Annotated in this window: 15 protein-coding genes; 8 read left to right on the top strand and 7 right to left on the bottom strand. The window is 71.9% G+C overall.

Translation table 11 applies throughout. From position 1 onward, the window contains the following. Positions 1-121 precede the first annotated feature (121 nt). The 3 genes from RM704_RS05555 to RM704_RS05545 all read left to right on the top strand — a co-directional run bounded on the left by RM704_RS05555 (position 122) and on the right by RM704_RS05545 (position 3,183). A complete protein-coding gene (locus tag RM704_RS05555; RefSeq protein WP_033529682.1) occupies positions 122-787 on the top strand; it encodes a TetR/AcrR family transcriptional regulator in 666 nt (221 codons plus the stop codon). Positions 788-1,091: 304 nt separating this feature from the next. Then, a complete protein-coding gene (locus RM704_RS05550; protein WP_033529683.1) occupies positions 1,092-2,432 on the top strand; it encodes an MFS transporter in 1,341 nt (446 codons plus the stop codon). A 172-nt stretch (positions 2,433-2,604) separates the two neighbouring features. Then, positions 2,605-3,183, top strand: a complete 579-nt coding sequence (locus RM704_RS05545) for a hypothetical protein (protein ID WP_311589807.1) — start codon at positions 2,605-2,607, stop codon at positions 3,181-3,183. A 39-nt stretch (positions 3,184-3,222) separates the two neighbouring features. On the opposite strand, the gene RM704_RS05540 is transcribed toward RM704_RS05545, so the two are convergent. Then, positions 3,223-4,338 carry an ABC transporter substrate-binding protein gene (locus tag RM704_RS05540; protein WP_033529992.1) on the bottom strand — a complete coding sequence of 372 codons (1,116 nt, stop codon included), beginning with the start codon at positions 4,336-4,338 and terminating at the stop codon, positions 3,223-3,225. 86 nt (positions 4,339-4,424) lie between these two features. Between RM704_RS05540 and RM704_RS05535 the strand changes: the two genes are divergently transcribed. Genes RM704_RS05535 through RM704_RS05525 form a run of 3 tightly spaced genes read left to right on the top strand, consistent with a single transcriptional unit; the run spans position 4,425 to position 7,709 of the window. Continuing rightward, positions 4,425-5,003 carry a TetR/AcrR family transcriptional regulator gene (locus tag RM704_RS05535; protein ID WP_033529684.1) on the top strand — a complete coding sequence of 193 codons (579 nt, stop codon included), beginning with the start codon at positions 4,425-4,427 and terminating at the stop codon, positions 5,001-5,003. Further along, positions 5,000-6,460 carry an MFS transporter gene (locus RM704_RS05530; RefSeq protein WP_033529685.1) on the top strand — a complete coding sequence of 487 codons (1,461 nt, stop codon included), beginning with the start codon at positions 5,000-5,002 and terminating at the stop codon, positions 6,458-6,460. Before RM704_RS05535 ends, RM704_RS05530 begins: the two co-directional genes overlap by 4 nt. A 25-nt stretch (positions 6,461-6,485) precedes the next feature. Continuing rightward, on the top strand, positions 6,486-7,709 hold the full coding sequence (locus RM704_RS05525; protein WP_033529686.1) for a serine hydrolase domain-containing protein: 1,224 nt from the start codon (positions 6,486-6,488) through the stop codon (positions 7,707-7,709). Between the two features lie 181 nt (positions 7,710-7,890). On the opposite strand, the gene RM704_RS05520 is transcribed toward RM704_RS05525, so the two are convergent. From RM704_RS05520 to RM704_RS05510, 3 genes are all read right to left on the bottom strand, one after another. Continuing rightward, the gene (locus RM704_RS05520) at positions 7,891-8,724 is read right to left on the bottom strand and encodes an alpha/beta fold hydrolase (RefSeq protein WP_033529687.1); all 834 of its coding nucleotides are present in this window, start codon (positions 8,722-8,724) and stop codon (positions 7,891-7,893) included. Positions 8,725-8,861: 137 nt separating this feature from the next. Beyond that, positions 8,862-9,710 (bottom strand): alpha/beta fold hydrolase, encoded by an 849-nt coding sequence (locus RM704_RS05515; protein ID WP_033529688.1) that lies wholly within the window; start codon positions 9,708-9,710, stop codon positions 8,862-8,864. A 394-nt stretch (positions 9,711-10,104) separates the two neighbouring features. Continuing rightward, positions 10,105-11,253: an EstA family serine hydrolase gene (locus RM704_RS05510; RefSeq protein WP_033529689.1), complete on the bottom strand. Its 1,149-nt coding sequence runs from the start codon at positions 11,251-11,253 to the stop codon at positions 10,105-10,107. Positions 11,254-11,697: 444 nt separating this feature from the next. Here RM704_RS05510 and RM704_RS05505 point away from each other — a divergent pair, with 444 nt between their 5' ends. Together RM704_RS05505 and RM704_RS05500 are read left to right on the top strand one after the other, a co-directional pair. After that, positions 11,698-14,868, top strand: coding sequence for an AfsR/SARP family transcriptional regulator (locus RM704_RS05505; protein ID WP_311589796.1), 3,171 nt, complete (start codon positions 11,698-11,700; stop codon positions 14,866-14,868). 263 nt (positions 14,869-15,131) lie between these two features. After that, on the top strand, positions 15,132-15,752 hold the full coding sequence (locus RM704_RS05500; protein WP_052146251.1) for a sigma-70 family RNA polymerase sigma factor: 621 nt from the start codon (positions 15,132-15,134) through the stop codon (positions 15,750-15,752). 81 nt (positions 15,753-15,833) lie between these two features. Here RM704_RS05500 and RM704_RS05495 read toward each other — a convergent pair whose 3' ends face one another. Genes RM704_RS05495 through RM704_RS05485 form a run of 3 tightly spaced genes read right to left on the bottom strand, consistent with a single transcriptional unit; the run spans position 15,834 to position 19,205 of the window. Next, positions 15,834-17,015 carry a saccharopine dehydrogenase family protein gene (locus tag RM704_RS05495; protein WP_033529691.1) on the bottom strand — a complete coding sequence of 394 codons (1,182 nt, stop codon included), beginning with the start codon at positions 17,013-17,015 and terminating at the stop codon, positions 15,834-15,836. A 7-nt stretch (positions 17,016-17,022) separates the two neighbouring features. After that, complete coding sequence (locus RM704_RS05490) at positions 17,023-18,063, bottom strand: saccharopine dehydrogenase (protein WP_033529692.1); 1,041 nt, start codon at positions 18,061-18,063, stop codon at positions 17,023-17,025. Next, positions 18,060-19,205, bottom strand: a complete 1,146-nt coding sequence (locus tag RM704_RS05485; protein ID WP_033529693.1) for an NAD(P)/FAD-dependent oxidoreductase — start codon at positions 19,203-19,205, stop codon at positions 18,060-18,062. Before RM704_RS05485 ends, RM704_RS05490 begins: the two co-directional genes overlap by 4 nt. Positions 19,206-19,249: the final 44 nt, after the last annotated feature.

The raw sequence follows: 19,249 nt of genomic DNA, 5'->3' as shown, positions 1-19,249 counted from the left end.
CCCGCGAGATTTAATGTACGAACCAGTACGTTAGTAATAGCAGCCGACCCCGCCCAAGGGAAGACCGGCCCGGCAGCTCCTAGAATCACGGGCACCGGCCGCACTCGCCCGAAGGAACCCGATGACCAGCGTCGAAGAACCGGCACGACCGAACGGGCGCATCCGTGACGCCGCCCGCACCAAGGCCGAGATCCTCGACGTCGCGACCAAGGAGTTCGCCCGTTCCGGGTTCGCCGGGGCCCGGGTCGACGAGATCGCGGCCCGGACCCGCACCACGAAGCGGATGATCTACTACTACTTCGGCGGCAAGGAGCAGCTGTTCACCGCCGTGCTGGAGCGGGCGTACTCCGTGATCCGGCAGACCGAGCAGGAGCTGGACGTCGAGCATCTGGACCCGGTGGCGGCCATTCGCCGGCTCGCCGAGGTGACGTTCGACCACCACGAGGCGCACCCCGACTTCATCCGTCTGGTCAGCATCGAGAACATCCACGAGGCCGAGCACATCGCCTCCTCGGAGATGCTCGCCAAGATCGGCTCGCCCGCGCTGGACGTGATTCGCCGGATCCTGGAGTCGGGCCGGGAGTCGGGCCTGTTCACCGCCGACGTCGACGCCGTCGACCTGCACGCGATGATCAGCGCGTTCTGCTTCTTCCGGGTGTCCAACCGGCACACCTTCGGCGCCCTGTTCGGCCGCGACCTGATCGACGCCGGACGCCGCGACCACTACCGCCAGATGCTCGGCGACATGGTGATCGCCTACCTGACGGCGGACCGCGCGGCGGACTGAGTCCGCGGCGCGAGGCGCGGGGGCTCGGCAGGCACCCGGCCTCGGAAGGCACACGGTCTCGGTCGGATATCGGCCACAGGATCCTCCGGCATGACCTCTTGACACCCGGGAAACGTCGGCGCAACATCCGTAGCCAACCGCTATTAACTATCCAGTGCGTTAATCAGCCCGGGTAGCACCCGGCACGGCCGCCCCGTCACCCCAGGGGCCCGGTCCCTCCCCCCCATGTGATCCACCCTGCCCCGCCTTGCCTTCCTCCGCTTCACTCCCCTCTCATGGGGGAGATCCTTCGAAGGAGCACGCCGTGTCCGTCCCCGCCGCACCTCCCGGCCAGCCCAAGAAGGCCGCCACGGCCGCCTGGATCGGCAGCGCCCTGGAGTACTACGACTTCTTCATCTACGGCAGTGCCGCCGCCCTGATCTTCCCGACGGTCTTCTTCGACGAGTCCGACCCGGCCACGGCGACCCTGCTCTCGTTGGCCACGTTCGGTGTCGCGTACGCGGCGCGGCCGATCGGCGCGCTGTTCCTCGGGCACTACGGCGACCGGCTGGGCCGCAAGAAGATCATGGTCTTCACGCTGATCCTGATGGGTCTGTCGACGTTCCTGATCGGCTGTCTGCCCACCCGCGACCAGGTGGGCACCCTCGCCCCGGTCCTCCTGGTGATCTGCCGTGTCCTGCAGGGCATATCGGCGGCCGGTGAGCAGGCCAGCGCGAACTCGATGACGCTGGAACACGCGCCGTCGGACCGGCGCGGCTTCTTCACCAGCTTCACCCTGAGCGGCACGCAGGGCGGTCAGTTGCTCGCCACCCTGGTCTTCATCCCCATCGCCGCGCTCCCCGAGGACCAGCTGCTCTCCTGGGGCTGGCGCGTCCCGTTCTGGATGAGCATCGCGGTCGCCGTCGTCGGCTACGTCATCCGCCGCACCCTGGACGAGACCCCGGCCTTCACCCAGCAGACCGAGTCCGAGGGCGTCGCCAAGCTGCCGCTGGCCATCCTGATGCGCGAGCACTGGGCGGACGTGCTCCGGGTGATCGCGGGCGCGCTGGTCGCCTCGGTCTCCACGATCTTCACCGTGTGGGCGCTGGCGTACGGCACGAGCGAGTCGGTCGGCCTGTCCCGTTCCTCGATGCTGTGGGTGGGCGCGCTCGCCAACCTGGTCGCGCTCGGCGCGATCCCCCTGTGGGCCACGCTCTCCGACCGCATCGGCCGCCGCCCGGTGTTCCTGATCGGCGCGGCCGGCAGCGCGGTGATGATGTTCGTCTACCTGTGGGCGATCTCGACCGGCGCCTACCCGCTCGTCCTGGTCCTCGGCATCGTCACCTTCGGTGTCGTCTACAGCGCCGCGAACGGCATCTGGCCCTCCTTCTACGGTGAGATGTTCTCCACCCGGGTCCGGCTGTCCGGCATGGCCATCGGCACCCAGATCGGCTTCGCCATCGCCGGTTTCGCCGTCACCTTCGCCGCGCAGATCGCCGGTCCCGACGGCGACGACTGGTTCGCCGTGGCCCTCTTCACCACCGCCCTCTGCGTCCCGCCGGTCCTCGCCGCCCTCACCGCCCGCGAGACCCACAGGATCCCGACCGAACTCCTCGGCACGCGCGCCCCGGGCGAGAAGAACGACCGGGAGCGCGTCGCGGCCTGAGCCACGGCCCGGTATCCCGCCCCGAGTCCCCGGGCACCCCACGAGGGGCCCGGGGCCTCCCGTGTGGCGCGCCGGTGCCGCGCGTGCGACCCCCCTGCGTAGGCGCGCGCGGCTCGGCGGGATGATGATCGCACCGCCGCGGCCACGCGGCACCGCACCGCAGGGGGACGACGTGAAGCGCGGCGAGGACCCTTACCGAGCCACCCCGCCCCCGTGGCAGGGGTGGCCTTCGGCCGGGACGAGCCGACGGCGCTGGCGGATCGCCCTGCTCGTCCCGCTCGTCGGCGCGGCGGGGTGCGGTGTGCTCTTCCTGCTCGGCGTCGGCGCGTTCGCCGTGCTGTTGATCGTGAGCCGCCTGTCGGTCCCCATCCCTGACGGGGAGCCCCTGGCCATGAGCGCGGCCGAGATCACGGGGACGTGGGCCGACGGGCAGGGCGGGCGGCTGACGTTCGAGGAGGACGGGACGTTCACCTCGGACAAGGTCTGCGGCGACTTCGACGACAACGACGACGACCCCTTCGACGACGTCGCCTCCCCGGCCCCCGGCGCGGGCACCTGGGAACACACCACCGGCACGGACGTCGACACGGACGACTCGGTCTCCACGGTCCACCTCACGTTCACGCCGGACGGGACGCGGGCCCGGTACGAGGCCCGGGGCACGTCGCGCGCCCCCGTCCTGTGGACGTACATCGGCGACCCCGACAGCGGGAAGCTGTGCGTCCTCGAACGCGCCGAGACGTCGAGCTGAGGTGCCCGGCGCACCGAGCGACGCCGGTCGGCGGGGCGATCAGTCTCTGTGCAGGACCCGCAGGCGTAGCGGTGCCGCCGGATCCTGGTCGACGACCTGGACCGGCGCCTCGGCCCACTGCCACACGCCGACGCCCGGCACCCGGGAGAAGCGGATCCGGCCGCGCGTCCCCTCGACCGTGACGCGCGGCCAGGCCGCGGCGATGCCCGCGCGGTCCGTGCCGTGCGAGCGCATGACCTCGGCGAGCACCGCCACCGTGTCGTACCCCTCGAAGGCGACGAAGGAGGGCGCTTCGCCCAACCGATCGCCGAGGACCCTCCCGACACGTGAGCCGAGGGGACCGAGCCGGTCGGGCAGATAGCTCAGGAACGGCACTCCGGCGCCGTCGTCCCCCAGCGACGTCACCCAGTCGGCGAACTCCGGCTGCCCGGCCGGAGCACCGATCAGCACCTCGGCGAGGCGACGGTCACGGCGGACGGCCCGGACGATCGACACGGCCGACTGCGGATGCCCGACCAGCAGGAGAAGGGCTGTCGCGCGCCGGTCGACGAGCGCGTCGCACACGTCCTCGGGGATGAGCGCACCGCTGTCGAGTTCGTCGACGGTGCCGCCGTACGCGGTGAGATGGTCCCGCAGGACGCGGGTCCCGGCCGCCCAGTAGACGCTCGGCTGGGTGACGACGGCGATACGGCGGTGCCCCGTGCCGAGGAGGTGGTCCGCGTAGATCCGCCAGCCCCGGGACTGCGGCGGGGAGAGGCGTGCGATCAGGTCCGTCGGGTGTTCGGTGAGCGCGTCGAGGACCGCCGACGAGCAGAGGTACGGCAGGCCGAGGGCGTGCGCCCGTTCCGCGGCGGCGCGGGCGACGACGCTGTGGTACTCCCCGACCAGGGCGGCCACGCCCAGTTGTGCCAGTTCGTCCACGGCGGCCGCGGCCCGCCGCGGATCGGCGGCGGTGTCCCTGACCACCAGTGCGAGGGGCCGCCCGGCGACACCGCCGGCGTCGTTGACCTCGCCCACACCCACCTCAAGGCCGGCGAGCAGGTGCCGGCCGGCCTCGACCCAGCCGGGCCGGGTCAGAGGGGCGAGGGCGCCGATCCGGATCGGTCCACCGGTGTCGTCCGCGTACCGGTGCGGGCCTCGCTCGCCTGTGATCATGCCGGACATTGCAGCCGCCGTCACCGCCGACGGGCAACCGAATATCGCGGTAGACAGTGTCTACTGACTCTTGGTAGACAGTGTCTATGGATGAACGCAACACGGGACTGCGATCCCGACTGGTCGACGTCGGGGTCGAGTTGGTGACCGCCGAGGGGGTGCAGGCCCTGTCGCTGCGGGAGATCGCCCGGCGCGCCGGCGTGTCCCACGGGGCGCCGCGCCGGTACTTCCCGACGCACCTGGAGCTGCTGTCGGCCATCGCCCGCCGGGGGTTCGAGGAACTGGCGGGCCGGGGGGTCGCGGCGCTCGGGGACGGCACGGCGGGTCCGCGTGAGCAGATCGCGACGCTGGGGCGCGTGTACCTGGACTTCGCGCTGACCAACCGCGGCATGCACGAACTGATGTTCCGTCACGATTTGCTGGAGAGCAACGAGTTGGGGCTGCGCGACGCCAGTCTCCCGATCTTCGCGCTGCTGGTGGATCTCGTCGGGCGGGCCCGGCCCGACGCCGACGCACGGCTCGTCGCGGGCGCGCTGCTGGCGAACCTCTACGGCATCGCCCAGCTGTGGACCTGGGGCAGCCTCCAACTCACCACCGGCGCCGACGACTTCGTACCCCTGCTGCGCACCGCGCTGGACGCGCACCTGGGAAGCGAGGACCGGTGACGGCGCCCACGGCGCAGGCCGGGGTCGATCGGCACGGGACCGTCTCCGTGTCGCACCGCCGCCTCACCCTCGCCAACAGTGTGCTCGGCGCCGCGCTCGTCGCCCTCGACGGAACGGTGCTGACGATCGCCCAACCGACCCTGCGGCGCGACCTGGACGCTTCACTGACCGAGGTGCAGTGGACCAGCACCGGATATCTGATCGCGGTGGCCGGGCTGTTGGTGTTCGCGGGGCGGCTGGGTGACCGGTTCGGTCATGGACGGGTGTTCGCCTGGGGTGTGCTGGGGTTCGGCGCGGCCTCCGCCGGGATCGGGTTCGCGCCCGGTGTGGGCTGGGTGATCGGGTTGCGGGTGGCCCAGGGCGTCTTCGGCGCGCTGCTGCAGCCCGCCACGCTGGGCATGCTGCGGGCCGCGTTCCCGCCCGACCGGCTGGCCATGCCCATCGCGCTGCGAACCAGTGCCATCGGGGTGGCGGTGGCGGCCGGTCCGCTGGTCGGTGGTGTGCTCGTCGACCGGCTGGGCTGGCGGGCGGTGTTCTTCCTCAACGTCGTACCGGCGCTGATCATGGGCCTGCTGACGCTGGCGGTGCGCACCCCCGAGGCCCGGCGGACGGGGTCGGCACCCGGGCCACGCCTCGATCTGCCGGGCGCCACGCTGCTCGCCGTGGCACTCGCGGCCCTCGTGCACACCCTGGTCGGGGTGCCGGAGCACGGCTGGACGGCCGCCGACGTGCTCGGTCTGTCGATCGCCGGAGGCGCGACGGCTGTCCTGGTCCGCCGTGAACGGCGGACCCCGGACCCGTTGCTGCCGCCCGCCGTGCTGGGCTCGGCCACCGTGCGCGCGGCGCTGGGGGTGCTGGTGGCCGCCTCCGCGGCGATGCTGGGGGCCCTGTTCGTGTGCAGCTTCGTCCTCCAGGACGGGCTCGGCATGGATCCGCTGCGCACCAGCCTCGTCGCGCTGCCCGGCGGCGTGGCGATGGTGCTCGGGGCACCGCTGTCGGCCGTCCTGCTGCGCCGGTGGGGCACCCGTCCGACGGCCCTCACGGGGACCGTGCTGCTCACCGCCGGTGTGCTGGCGCTGTCCCGGCTCGGCCCCGGGGTGCCGACGGTACTGATCGGAGGCGGGTTCCTGCTGCTCGGGGCCGGTTTCGGGGCGCTGATGGTCACCGCGACCGCCGTCGTCGTACGGCACGCGCCGCCGGAGGCGGCCGGGGTGGCGGGCGGGCTCCAGCAGACCGCGATGAACGTCGGCCCGACACTCGGTGTGGCGGCCGCGACCACGCTCATGCCGCTCGGCACGGGTCCGGCGCTGCTGCTCCTGGCGGCCGTGGCCGCGACCGGTGCGCCTCTGGCCCTGCGAATGCCCCGACCCGCCCGCCCCGCGAGGGATGGAACGCGATCAGTACGGAACGATGAAGACAAGAAGCGTGAAGGCGACAAGCATGATCGCGAGCCGTGACCCGGGCCACCGGAGGAGAACCACCATGGAACGACTGCGCCGAGAGGTCGAACCGCGCGAGGCCGGCCTCGACCCGAAGACCCTGGCCCGCCTGGACGAGTACCTCGCCCTTCAGGTCGACGAGGGCCGCCTGCCCGGCTACCTCCTCTCCCTCGCCCGCGGCGGTCGCGTCGCCCACCTCACGACGTACGGATCACGCGACCGCGCGGCACGGCTGCCCGTCGAGACGGACACGCTGTGGCGGGTGTACTCCATGACCAAACCGGTCACGTCCGTCGCCGCGCTGATACTGGTCGAGGAGGGACTGCTGTCGCTCTCCGACCCGGTCTCCCGCCACCTCCCGGAGTTCGCCGAGCCCCGCGTGTACGAGTCCGGTGAGGGCACCGACGTCCGGACCCGGCCGGCGCGCCGGCCCCTCCTCGTCCGCCATCTGATGACCCACACCTCGGGCCTGACCTTCGGCTTCTACTACGACCACCCGGTGGACGCGCTCTACCGCGACGCCGGCCTGGAGAACTCCGTACGGCCCGGTGCCACCCTGGCGCAGACGATCACGGAGTACGCGCGCCTGCCCCTGCAGTTCGAGCCGGGCGCCCAGTGGAACTACTCCGTCTCCACCAACGTCCTCGGGCGGATCATCGAGGTGGTGTCGGGGCAGGACCTCGACGCGTTCTTCGCCGAGCGGATCCTCGGCCCGCTCGGCATGACGGACGCGGGCTTCCAGGTGACCCCCGACCAGGCGGAGCGGCTCGCCGAGCTGTACGGGGAGCAGGAGGACGGCTCGATCGCGCCGGTGCCCGGTCTGCCGGTGCGCGGCCGGCCGCGTTTCCTGTCCGGCAGCGGCGGGATGGTCGCCACCGCCCGCGACTACCACCGGTTCGCCGAGTTCCTGCGGCGGCGCGGCGAACTCGACGGCGTACGGCTGCTGTCCCCCGAGTCCGTCGACATGATGGCCACGAACCAGCTGCCGGGCGGAGTCGACATCCACACGTACGGCAGCCCGTTCCACCGGCAACCGGGCAACGTGGGCGTCGGTTTCGGGCTCGGGGTGTCCGTCGTCATCGACCCCACCGTGACCGAGTCCCCCTCCTCCCTGGGGACGTTCGGCTGGACCGGCGCCGCGACGACGATCTTCTGGGTGGACCCGCGGCGGGACCTGACCGTGCAGTTCATGACGCAGGTGCGACGGCGGTCGTCGTTCTCCGTGTACCCCGAGTTGAAGCGGCTGGTGCACGAGGCCGTGCTGTAGGTGTGCCGACCGGCCTCCCTACGCGTCCGTGCACCCCGCCGCCGTGGGAACGGCGGCGGGGTGCACACGGCTCACGGACCTGCCGGCGAGCGGCCTGCGCACGGAGCAGCGGTTTCGGCCTCGTCTCCCCCGCGTGACAGGGCGCGAGCTTGCTCCGGGCGGGAAGGCCGTCGGACGTCGGTCACTTGGCCAGGAAGGCCAGAAGGGCCTCGGTGACTTCCCGGGCGTGGGTCCACAGCAGGCCGTGCGGCGCGCCGTCGATGACGACGTAGTCGGCCTGCGGAAGCGCCTGGTGGAAGGGGGTGCCGGTGGCCTCGATGGGCAGGATGCGGTCGGCGGTGCCGTGCAGGATCAGCGCCGGGACGTCGATCTTGGGCAGATCGGCGCGGAAATCGGTGGACCAGGTCGCCACGCAGGCCAGGGAGGCGTACGCGGAGGCTCCTGCGGCGACGTTCCAACTGTTGCGGACGGCTTCCTCGCTGATGCGGGTGCCGAGGTTCTCGTCGAGGTTGTAGAAGTCCTCGTAGAACGCGGTGAAGTAGGCGTAGCGATCGGCGGTGACGGCCTCTTCGATGCCCTTGAAGACAGCGCCGTCGACACCGCCGGGATTGTCGTCGGTCTTGAGGAGGAAGGGTTCGAGGGAGGCGAGGAAGGCGGCCTTGGCTATCCGGGCGGAGCCGTAGGTGCCCAGGTAGCGGCCGACCTCGCCGGTTCCCATGGAGAAGCCGACCAGGACGACGTCGTCGAGGTCGAGGGTTTCGAGGACCGTGTTCAGGTCGGCGGCGAAGGTGTCGTAGTCGTAGCCGGTGGTGGGCCGGCTGGAGCGGCCGAAACCGCGCCGGTCGTACGTGATCACGCGATAGCCGGCCGACAGCAGAGCGGCGGACTGCTTCTCCCAGGAGTGGCCGTCGAGCGGGTAGCCGTGGATCAGCACGACCGGCTGCCCGGTGCCGTGGTCCTCGTAGTACAGCTCGATGCTGGTGGAGTTCTCCTGGCCTACGGTGATGAACGCCATGGTTCTGCTGCCTTTCGATGAGAGATGTCGATGAGAGATGCGGTGGGTGGTGAAGTGACCGGGTGGGTTCGGCGGTGCAGTGCCCCGCTGGGCATGGCCTCGGAGTTCTCCGAGGCCGACGGGGGCGGTCGCGTCGCTCAGCGGACCGTGCCGGCGGCGCGCTCCACGATGCGGGCGACGGCGTCGGGGCGGGACACCGGCACCGCGTGCGACGCGTCGATGACCGTGGTGCGGGCCCCGGCACGGGCCGACATGTAACGCTGGGCGGCCACAGGGATGTTGAGGTCCTGTGTGGTCACCAGGGACCAGGAGGGGATCGTCTTCCAGGCGGCCTTCGTCGACTTCTCCTCCAGGGCGGCGGCGGCGATCGGACGCTGCCCTGCCGCCATGAGCCTGGCCTTGTCCGCCGGCACGTCGGCGGCGAACTGACCGCGGAACTTCTCCGCCCGGATGTACACGTCCGCGCCCTGACCGCCGTCGGGCAGCGTGTAGTTGACGGACTCGATCGCCTGGCCGAGGGTGCTGCCGGGGAACTTGTTCGTCAGCCCGAGCGAGCTCTCGCCGGTGTCGGGCAGGAACGCGGCGATGTAGACCAGCGCCTTCACCTTGTCCTCCAGGCCCGCGGCGGCCTGGCTGATGACGGTACCGCCGTAGGAGTGGCCGACCAGGACCACGGGCCCGTCGATGTGGTCGACGACGCTGCGCAGGTAGGCGGCATCGGTCGCCGGACCGCGCAGCGGGTTGGCGGCGGACACCACGGGGTAGCCGGCACGCTGCAGCCGCGTGACGACATCGTCCCAGCTCGCGGCGTCGGCGAACGCCCCGTGCTCCAGCACGATCGTGGGCCGTTCCGGGCGGACGGGCGCCGCACCGGCCGCACCGGCCGCACCGGCCGCACCGGGCAGGGTGACGGCGGCCACGGTCAGGCCTACGGCCGCTGTGGCAGCGAGCAGGGCGGATCTGCGGCTGCGAAGGGTGGTGCGCATGCGTGAACGTCCTTTTTCCTTGGCCGTCGGCCCTGACCGGACCCACGGCGAGATGGGGCGGTGCGTTCGAGAGACGAAGCACCGGGTTCCTTTGTGGACAACTGAGGTGGTGTGTGCGGGCCGCGCCGAGTGGCAGGTGCGGAGCGGAGCGGAGGGAGGTGGGCGACGCGGCGCAGCGGCAGGAAGAGCGGCTGTCCGGCTGCGGCCCCAACCGGGCCTGGAGCACCACCGACCCCGGCTGCCCGGGTGGAGTGTCCTGCGTCCTGTCCTACGACCACAGGACCGGTCCGGTTCACCCCGAGTGCGGCGCTGTTCGTTCGCGGACGTCGCACGGCGGTGCGGGGCGGACCGGGCCGCGCTCAGGGGGCGTGCTCAGGCCGTGCTCAGGCCGTACTCAGTCCGTGGAGTCCAGGACTTCGTAGACCTGCCTCAGGTAGCTGTGGGTGCGCTCCGAGCCGAGGATGCCGTCGCCCAGCCGGTTCATCGTGTACGAGAAGGTGACGCGCCGGTCGAGATCCATCATGACGATCGATCCGCCCCGGCCGACCCAGAAGCAGACCCGCCCCGCGGGCATGTGGGGCATCGTCCTCGCGTCGGAGAGCGCGAAACCGATGCCCCAGCGCACGGGGACACCCAGGAAGAGGTCGACTCCGTCGGCCTGCACGTCGAGAACCTTGTCCACCGTGTCCGCGGAGAGGAGCCGGTGACCGTTCACCTCGCCGCGCCGCGAGATCACCGAGAGGGCACGGGCCATACCCCGGGCGTTGCCGTGTCCGTTGACGGCTCCGAGTTCCGCACGGCGCCACTGCGGGGTGTCGACGTGCTCGTCCCGGGCGGGGCTGCCGAGCAGCGTTCTGGTGAAGATCCCCTCGGGATCCAGGCCGGCGGGTATTCCGGAGATCTGCGACGGGGCCACCAGTTCGGCGATACGGGGCCAGTCGGCCTGCCGCGCACCGATCTGTACGTCCGCCTGTGACGGCTTGGCGATCTCGGTGTCGACGAACTCGGTCAGGGTCCGGCCGCTGACCCGCCGGACAAGCTCTCCTAGCAGCTGCCCCTGCGTCTGCACGTGGTAGCCCGAGGCGCTGCCCGGCTCCCACCAGGGCGCCTGCGCGGCCAGGCGGGCGCTCGCGGTCGGCCAGTCGTACAGGTCGTCCATGGTGAAGGGCTGCTGCCAGCCCGAGAGCCCCGAGGTGTGGGCCAGGACGTGCCGCACCTCGATGTCCTGCTTGCCCTGGGCGGCGAATGCGGGCCAGTAGTGCGCGACCGGGCGGTGAAGATCGAGTGCGCCCCGGTCGACGAGGACGAGGGCCGCCAGACTGCTGAGGGTCTTGGTGGTCGACCACAGGCTGACCAACGTGTCCTGACGCCAGGGGACGGTCCGCGCCGCGTCGGTGTGTCCACCCCACAGATCGACTTCCATGACTCCGTCGACGTCGACGGCGATCGACGCCCCCAGCTCCTCGCCGGACTCCAGATGCGCTGCCAGCGCTGCTCGGACCGGTTCGAACCGCGCGGTGCTCGTTCCCTCGACCGTGACCATGACTTCTCCCCACTCGTGACGACGACCGTTCGGTCACACAACGGCAGGGACCCCACGCCGGTTCATATCGGTTCGCGGCGGGGACAGGCGGCCGTCCGGCGGGGACGGGCGGCCGTCCAGCCGGGACAGGCAGCCGTCCTGCGCAGGGCATTCGCAGCATCACGTCACACGGCGCCGACCGCGCCGTCATCGCGCGAGTGGGCCGCTGCTAATGTCCTGTCCGGTTACGCGGGCAGGGACGACGGGGTCCTCGCCGCTCCGGACACCCGCACCGGCCACCCCCCTCTCGGCGGACAGCCCACCGCGACGACAGCGCGCGGATGTCCAGGCGGGCCGGCGCCCGGTTTCCGTCACCGCGGGAGCGGTCGCGCACCTGTCCGCGGGCCATGGTCATGGGTGTGCCCCCGATGGTGGCGCCGTCGAGCGGGATTCCGGATGGATGCGATGACAGCTGTGGGTCAGGGGCTCGACTTCGGTCTGCTGGGTCCGCTGGTGGTACGGCGGGCGGGCGCGGTCCTCGATCCGGGTCGGCGCAGGCAGCGTCTGCTGCTGATCCGCCTGCTGCTCGCCGACGGCCGGGCGGTCGCCCCCCGGACGCTGTGCGAGGAACTGTGGCCGCAGCAACCGGGACGGACCCCGGGCGGAGCGTTGAACTCCCTGCACGCCCACGTCAGCAAGCTGCGCGCGGTCCTGGAACCCCAGCACCTGCGGGGGGATGCCACGTTCGAACTGCTGGTCACCGAGCCCCTGGGCTACGCCCTGCATGTGCCGCCCGAGAGCCGTGACACCGTACGCTTCGAGCGGTCCCTTGCCCGGGCCCGCCTTTTCATGGACCAGGGCCGGTCCGACCGCGTCGTCGAAGAGGCCCGGAACGCCCTGGAGTTGTGGCGTGGCACCCCGTTCGCCGACGCGGCGAACCACCTGTTCGCCACCCAGGAGACAGCCCGCCTGGAAGAACTGCGGCAGACCGCACGCGAGATCCGCACCACCGCACTGCTCATGCAAGGACGGATCACCGAAGCACTCGACGCGGCACAGGAACTGACCACGCAACACCCCCTGCGGGAAACCGGCTGGGCCCTGCTGCTGCGCGCCCTGTACCTCGCCGGCCGGCACCCCGAAGCGCTTCAGCGCTACACCGAACTGCGCCGGCACCTCGCCGACGAACTCGGCCTCGAACCAGGCCCGCCCCTGCGTGCCCTGCACCAGGGCATCCTCCACCACGACCTGCCACCCCTGCACTCAGCCGGTGAGCTGAACGGAGTCGGCGCGGCATCCGCCCCCGGCGGCGGGGGCACCGAGCAGGGCCGCGAGCCGACCGGGCCTGCCGGGTCCGGTGGGCGGGACGAGGGCGAGCCAGGTGCGTCCGCCGGCCGGACCGCCGGTGACGCGGCCGACCGGTCCGAGGCACGTCCCGCCCCGGCCGCGGAGGAGGAAGCCACGCCGACGCCCCTGGCGCGTCCGGCTCAACTGCCGGGCAGTCTCCCGGTGTTCGCGGGGCGGGCCGCCGAGGGTGCGTGGCTGTCGGCCGTGAGCGGTGCACCGGACCGGCCCGGACCGACGGCTGCCTCCGTCGTCGTCATCAGCGGTACTCCCGGTGTCGGCAAGACCACCTTCGCCGTCCACCACGCCCACCGCGTCGCCTCGTCCTTCCCCGACGGACAGCTCTTCGTCAACCTGTGCGGATTCCACCCCCACGCACCCGCCGTGGACCCCGGCGCCGCTCTGCACGGCTTTCTCACCGCTCTCGGCGTTCCCGCGCAGCGCATCCCGGAGGACACCCCGGCCCGCGGCATGCTCTTCCGCAGCCTCCTCGCCGACCGGCGGATCATCCTGGTCCTGGACAACGCCCGCGACGAGCAGCAAGTGCGCCCCCTGCTGCCGGCGGGGGCGGGCTGCCTCACCTTGATCACGAGCCGCAACCGGCTTCCCGGCCTGATCACCACCGACGGCGCCAAACCCCTCACCCTTCCGCTGCCCTCGCAGACCGAGGCCCACCAAGCCCTCGAACGACGTCTGGGAAGCGAGAGACTGGCCGCCGAGCCCGCCGCCACCACCGAGATCATCCGCCTGTGCGGACGACTCCCCCTGGCCATGGCCGTGGTCGCCGCCCGCGCCGAACTCGAACCGTCCTTCCCCCTGCACGCCATCGTCGACGACCTGCGGCACGCTCCCGGCGACCTCGACGCGTTCACCGGCTTCGACAGCAGCACCGACGTGCGCGCCGTCTTCTCCTGGTCCTACCGGTCCCTGGACGAGGACGCCGCCCGGCTCTTCCGCTTCCTGGCCCTGCACCCAGGCCCCCACATCACGGCGTCCGCCGCCGCCGGCCTCGTCGGCCTCCCCCTCGCCCGGACCCGCCGCGCACTCGCCGTCCTGACCGGTTCCTGCCTCCTGGAACAGCCGCTGCCCGGCCGCTACAGCCTGCACGACCTCCTCCGCGCCTACGCAGGCGAACTCACCCAGATCCACGACACCGCCCAGGAACGCCACGACGCCACCCTGCGGGTCCTGGACCACTACTTGTTCACCGCCTACGCGGCCAACCAGCTCCTCAAGCAGGACACGACGGCCGAACTCGACCTCGGGGTGCCAGGCCCGGGTGTCACCCCGGAGAAGTTCACCGGCGCCCAGCAGGCAACCCGGTGGTTCACCGCCGAGCACCGGGTACTGGCCGGCCTGCTCCACTGCGCCGTGAGCCAGGGGCTCGACCACCACACCACCGGACTGGCCTGGTCGCTCAAGGAACATCTCCAGCGCCAGGAGTTCTGGCCCGAAGCCATCACCGCGCTGACCCCCGCCCTCGAAGTGGCCCGGCGCCAGGGCAACCGGCTCGAAGAGGGCCGCTGCCTGCGCCATCTCGGCAGCATCCACGGCTATCTCGGCCACCAGGATGAGGCCCTGCGGCACCTGCGACGCGCCACCGCGATCTTCGAGCAGCTCGACGCGACCGGCGATCAGGCGCGAGCCCACTACGTCATGGCGTGCGCGCTGTTCCTGTTCGGCCGGGTCCAGGAGGCCGTGACGTTCTCCGAGCGGGGACTGGAGCTGTCCCGGGCGACCGGTGAGGAGTTGTGGCTGGCCGAGTGCCTTCTCGAACTCGCCTGGTTCCACTGCAACCTGGGGCAGCTGGAGAAGAGCCTCCGGTACAGCGAGGAGGGCATCGCCCTGTTCCAGCGCCTGGACGCGCCGTGGCAGCTGGCCCAGGGGTGGGACATCGTGGGCCACATCCTCCGTGCGCTCGGCCGTCACGAGGAATCGGTGGCCACCTACCAGCGGGCGACGCGGGCGTTCGAGGAACTGGGCGACCACAGGAACGCCATCGGCACCCTGATGCGACTCGGGGACACCCGGCTGGTCCAGGGCGACCGGGAGGGCGCACGAGCGGACTGGGTCAAGGCCCTCGAGAACGCCGACGAGCGGGGCATGCGCCACAGCGCCCAGCAGGTCCGCGACCGGCTCACCGCCCTGGACATGGATGCGGACCCCTTGCCGGCCGTGCCGGAGAGGGCGGCCGGAAGCCATCGTCTGCCGGTTCCGCACAGCGGTGGTCCCGCGCACCAGGACCCCGGCCGGGGCGGTTCAGCGCACGGTCGCTCGTCCGCTCGTCCCTAGGGGGCCTGTGCCGCCGGGGCCTCGAACGACACCGGGGCGCCGGCCGGCACCGCACCGCCCGCACCGGACAGCAGGACGCGGCGAAGCCGTGGACCGATCACAGATGCTGTTCCTCCCGTCCTGTGAACGCCCGGGACAGGGCGGCGGTTCACGACAAGAAGACGACAAGGTTCGGCCAAGGGCCCCCCACGAGTGTTGAGCCACTCGACCGCGCATGCGGGAGAGCAGGCCACACAACACTTGAACAGGAACGGGCACCACCCATGAACGGAATCATGGAAGCGGGGACCACCACCCTCGCTCCGCCTCCGGCGCACACCCGGCACATCACATCGGACACCGACTGCGATGCCTTCATGCGAGAGGTCTACGACCGGTACGGGCCTCTGCTCGTCCGGTACGCCACGCGGCTGCTCGACGGAGACTGGCACAAGGCGGAGGACATCCTCCAGGAGACCGCGACCCGCGCCTGGAAGCACGGCCGTTCCCTGGGCGACCGCGGCGACCACATCAGGCCTTGGCTGTTCACCGTGGCGAGGAACCTCGTGATCGACCACCATCGGGCCCGGCGCAACCGGCCGCTGGCGCTCATGCCGGTCGAGGACCTGGACGCGTCCTGGGACAGCACGGAATCGACGATCACCACCCATGCGGTGCGTAAGGCCCTGCGGGAACTGAACGAGCAGCAGCGGACCGTCATCCGTCTCATGTACCACCTGGAGTGCAGCGTGGCCCAGACGGCCGAGCACCTCGGTGTCCCGCCCGGCACCGTGAAGAGCCGCGCCTTCTACGCCGTGCGGGCACTGCGCAAGGCGCTGGAGAAGCAGGGTGTTCTCGCGGCGCCGCGGCGAGACCGTCCGACGCGTGCCGAAGGGGCGGCGTGACGCGACCACCCGCTGCGACAAGGCCGGATACTGTCAGCCAGAGCCACAGGCCATGACGACGCACCCCAAACCGACCAACGATCAACCCCACTTTGCGGACGTGGCCCAGGACTTGGCGACGCTCACCCTGAAGTCCACACCCACCCGCGCCAGTTCGGTCAGCCAGACCTCCGCGCGCTCACCCGTCTCCGCCGCCCTGCTCAGGCCCGCCGGCAGTGAGCCGTCCAGGATGTGTCCGACGCCGAGGGCCAGGGGGCGGGACACCAGGCGGGCCATCGCGCTCTCCTCCTCGGTGCCGACGGCGTCGAGGAGGTAGCGGCCGGACCACTCCTCGCCCGCGTCGGTGCGCACGTCGAGGGAGACGGCGAGGACGACTCGGTCGCGGTCGGCGTCGGTGGTGGGGTGTCGGGCCGCCAGTTCACGGGCCAGTTCCGCGATGCGCCGGTCGTCGCCGCGTTCCAGTTCCGCGAAGACCGGGGCCCAGGCGGTGAGCCAGCCGTCGAGACGGAGGGTGCCGCGGACGAAGGTCCTCGGTGTCCAGGCCGCGGGCAGACCGTACTGGGCGACGAAGGGGACGCTGTCGCGGTTGGGGTAGGCCTCGAAGGTCTCGCCGTCGACGACGTGGGCGCGGGTGGCCGTCCAGGGGCGGTCGGCCGTGGTCTCGGCACCGTCCTCGATGTAACGGGCCGGTGAGCGCAGGGCGCCCAGGACGCCGGCCGGGGCCCAGCTGAAGCGGTATCTGAAGTCGTTGGGGACGGCCGGGACCCCGCCGCAGTACGAGGTGAGGGTGTAGGAGGCGGAGGTCTCCGGGCCGATCGCCTCGCTCGCCCGCGCGATCAGGCTGTGCGCGAAGAGGTGGTCCAGGCCCGGGTCGAGGCCCGCCTCGGTGAGGACGGTGACGCCGGCGGCCTCGGCCGCCGGCACCTGGTCCAGGACCGCGTCGGACACATAGCTGGAGCAGGCGAAGTGGGCCCGCGCCCCGACGCAGGCGCCGAGCAGCGGGGCGTGGTCCGGCGCCGGGAGCATGGAGACCACCACGTCTCCCGGGGCGAGGTCCGCCACGAGCGCGGGCAGCGTGTACGCGCGGGGCTCGGCCCGTCCCGTCAGCCCCCGTGCCGCCAGCGCCCGTTCGGCACGCTCCTCGGTGCGGTGCCACAGCCGCACCCGGGCCGCGGTGTCGCACAGCGTCGCCAGGCCGCTGCCCGTGGACAGGCCGGCCCCGACCCAGTGGACGGTGCCGCTCGCGGGGACCACCTCGGTCATCGGGCAACTACCCTTCCGTGAGACCCAGTTCGGTGCTCGCCCGACGGAATCGGTCCAGGCAGCGCCCCCATGCGCCACCCGTCTCGAAGTCCAGCAGCTGCGGCAGCAGCGCGGCCGAGAAGTCGGTGCTCGCCTCACGCGGCAGCAGCGAGGGCAGGTTGTCGATGGCGATGAGATCGAGCGGAGGGTGTTCGCGCAACCGCCGTACCGGGCGGTCCCATTCGGTGGTCGTGTCGTAGACCGGCAGGACGTTCATGGGCGAGCCGACGTCGACCGTGACGTCCGAGAGGGTACGGAGCCGGCGGTCCGGGTCGTCGAGGTCCTTGTCCGTCAGGAACGGCGGGACCGGGCTGGTCGTCAGGACGGTGTTGACCAGCAACTCGTGGGCCAGCAGGGCCGGTCGGTCCAGGTCACGCGTCTCGGCCAGGTCCCAGCAGGTGGGCTCGACGCCGGCCTCGCCGAGCGCGACCCGCGCACCCCGGCCGCTGCGGCCCAGGGCGCCGATCACCAGCGCGGTCACCTCGCCCCGGGACGCCCGGAGTTCGGCCTCCATCTCCTCCTTGGTCGTGGGGACGAGCGGCGCCCGGAGCGCGCCCCGGTGGTGGAGCACGGCGAGGGCCGCGCCCAGATAGCCCGCCCAGAAGCCGAAGGCGGCGAGCCTGCGGCCCTGGTCGTCCACCAGGTACTCCAGGTCGAGCAGCGCCCCGCCCCCGGCCGCGAACCTGCGCAGCAGCGCCTCGGCCCCGGGCTGCCCCTTGTAGGCGTGCCCGAAGAAGACATGGCGGTGCGTCAGTTCGGCCGGGGTGTCCGGCAGTTCCTTGAGGCCCACGATCACCGCTCGCGCCGATGCGGACACCCACGAGCCCGCCTCGGCGACCTGGCAGCCGGCCGCCTCGTACTCGTCCCTGGGGAAGATCCGCTGAGGGGAGTCCTCGACGGTGATCCGGACACCGCTCTCGACGAGCCGCCGGGCGTCGGACGGCACGATCGGGGTGCGCCGTTCGGTGGTGCGGGTCTCGTGGCGCAGCCACAGGTGGAGATCGGTCATACGAGGTTGGCCTCCGGGCGCAACGCGTCGGCCGTGAACCGGTCGACGTTCAAGGGGCTGATGTCGACGAAGGGTACGCGGCCCAGGTACAGGTCGCGGACCACCTCGCCGACCGCCGGGCCCTGGAGGAACCCGTGGCCGGAGAACCCGGTCGCGTACAGGAAGCGGGAGCAGGAACCGGCCTCGCCGATCAGGGCGTTGTGGTCCGGCGTGATCTCGTACAGGCCCGCCCAGCCACCCGTGCGCCGCAGGTCGAGCAGGTCGGGGGCGCGGCGCCGCATGGCCTCGTACAGACGGGGGATCCAGCGGTCGTGGGTGTCGGTGGCGAAGCCGGGCCGTTCGTCGGGGTCGGACATGCCGACGAGGAGGCCGGGGCCCTCGGTGTGGAAGTAGAGGCTGCTGGTGAAGTCGATCGTCATCGGGAGGTTCGGCGGGAGGCCGGGGACCGGTTCGGTGACGGCGATCTGGCGGCGCAGGGGTTGCACCGGGAGGTCGACGCCGACCATGGCGCCGACGGACCGGGACCAGGCGCCGGCCGCGCAGACGACCGTGTCGGTGACGATCCGCCCCTTGCTCGTGACCACCGCGGTGATCGTGTCCCGCCAGGTCTCGATGCCCTGGACCTCGCAGTTGCGCAGCACGGTCGCCCCGTGGCGGCGGGCCCCGGCGGCGTAGCCGTGGACCACCGACTCGGGGGTGCAGTGCCCGTCGTCGGGCGAGAACGCGGCGGCCAGCAGGCCCTCGGTGGAGATCAGCGGGGAGAGCTGCCGGGCCTCTTCGGGGTCGACCATGCGGCTGGGCACACCCAGATCGTTCTGGAGCTGGACGCCCGCCTCGAACTGGGCGACCTCGTCGGGGGTCGTCAGGAGGAAGAGGTAGCCGACGCGGTGCAGGCCGATGTCGTGGCCCAGCTCCTGCCGGAAGCGGCCGAACGCCTCCAGGCTCCGGGCGCCGAGCTGGATGTTGAGCTCGTCGGAGAACTGCGCGCGGACCCCGCCGGCGGCCCGCGCCGTCGATCCGGAGGCCAGTTCGTCGCGTTCGACGAGGACGACGTCGTCCACTCCGGCGGCGGCCAGGTGGTAGGCGATGCTCGTCCCGATGACTCCCCCGCCGATGACGACGACCCGTGCGCTGCGGATCACGAACGCTCCCTTCGTCCGACCGTGGTCGCGATGCCCGACGGAGT

It is taken from the genome of Streptomyces gottesmaniae, assembly GCF_031845845.1.
Lineage (GTDB): Bacteria > Actinomycetota > Actinomycetes > Streptomycetales > Streptomycetaceae > Streptomyces > Streptomyces akebiae.
The sequence above is the reverse complement of the archived record's forward strand: the minus strand, read 5'-3'. Positions and strand labels throughout refer to the sequence as shown.

What these genes read in the sequence shown, in the direction of transcription:
- RM704_RS05555 (WP_033529682.1), top strand. Translation starts at nt 122, where the DNA reads ATGACCAGCGTCGAAGAACCGGCACGACCGAACGGGCGCATCCGTGAC.
- RM704_RS05540 (WP_033529992.1), bottom strand. Translation starts at nt 4,338, where the DNA reads ATGATCACAGGCGAGCGAGGCCCGCACCGGTACGCGGACGACACCGGT.
- RM704_RS05535 (WP_033529684.1), top strand. Translation starts at nt 4,425, where the DNA reads ATGGATGAACGCAACACGGGACTGCGATCCCGACTGGTCGACGTCGGG.
- RM704_RS05525 (WP_033529686.1), top strand. Translation starts at nt 6,486, where the DNA reads ATGGAACGACTGCGCCGAGAGGTCGAACCGCGCGAGGCCGGCCTCGAC.
- RM704_RS05520 (WP_033529687.1), bottom strand. Translation starts at nt 8,724, where the DNA reads ATGGCGTTCATCACCGTAGGCCAGGAGAACTCCACCAGCATCGAGCTG.
- RM704_RS05515 (WP_033529688.1), bottom strand. Translation starts at nt 9,710, where the DNA reads ATGCGCACCACCCTTCGCAGCCGCAGATCCGCCCTGCTCGCTGCCACA.
- RM704_RS05510 (WP_033529689.1), bottom strand. Translation starts at nt 11,253, where the DNA reads ATGGTCACGGTCGAGGGAACGAGCACCGCGCGGTTCGAACCGGTCCGA.
- RM704_RS05505 (WP_311589796.1), top strand. Translation starts at nt 11,698, where the DNA reads ATGACAGCTGTGGGTCAGGGGCTCGACTTCGGTCTGCTGGGTCCGCTG.
- RM704_RS05500 (WP_052146251.1), top strand. Translation starts at nt 15,132, where the DNA reads ATGAACGGAATCATGGAAGCGGGGACCACCACCCTCGCTCCGCCTCCG.
- RM704_RS05495 (WP_033529691.1), bottom strand. Translation starts at nt 17,015, where the DNA reads ATGACCGAGGTGGTCCCCGCGAGCGGCACCGTCCACTGGGTCGGGGCC.
- RM704_RS05490 (WP_033529692.1), bottom strand. Translation starts at nt 18,063, where the DNA reads ATGACCGATCTCCACCTGTGGCTGCGCCACGAGACCCGCACCACCGAA.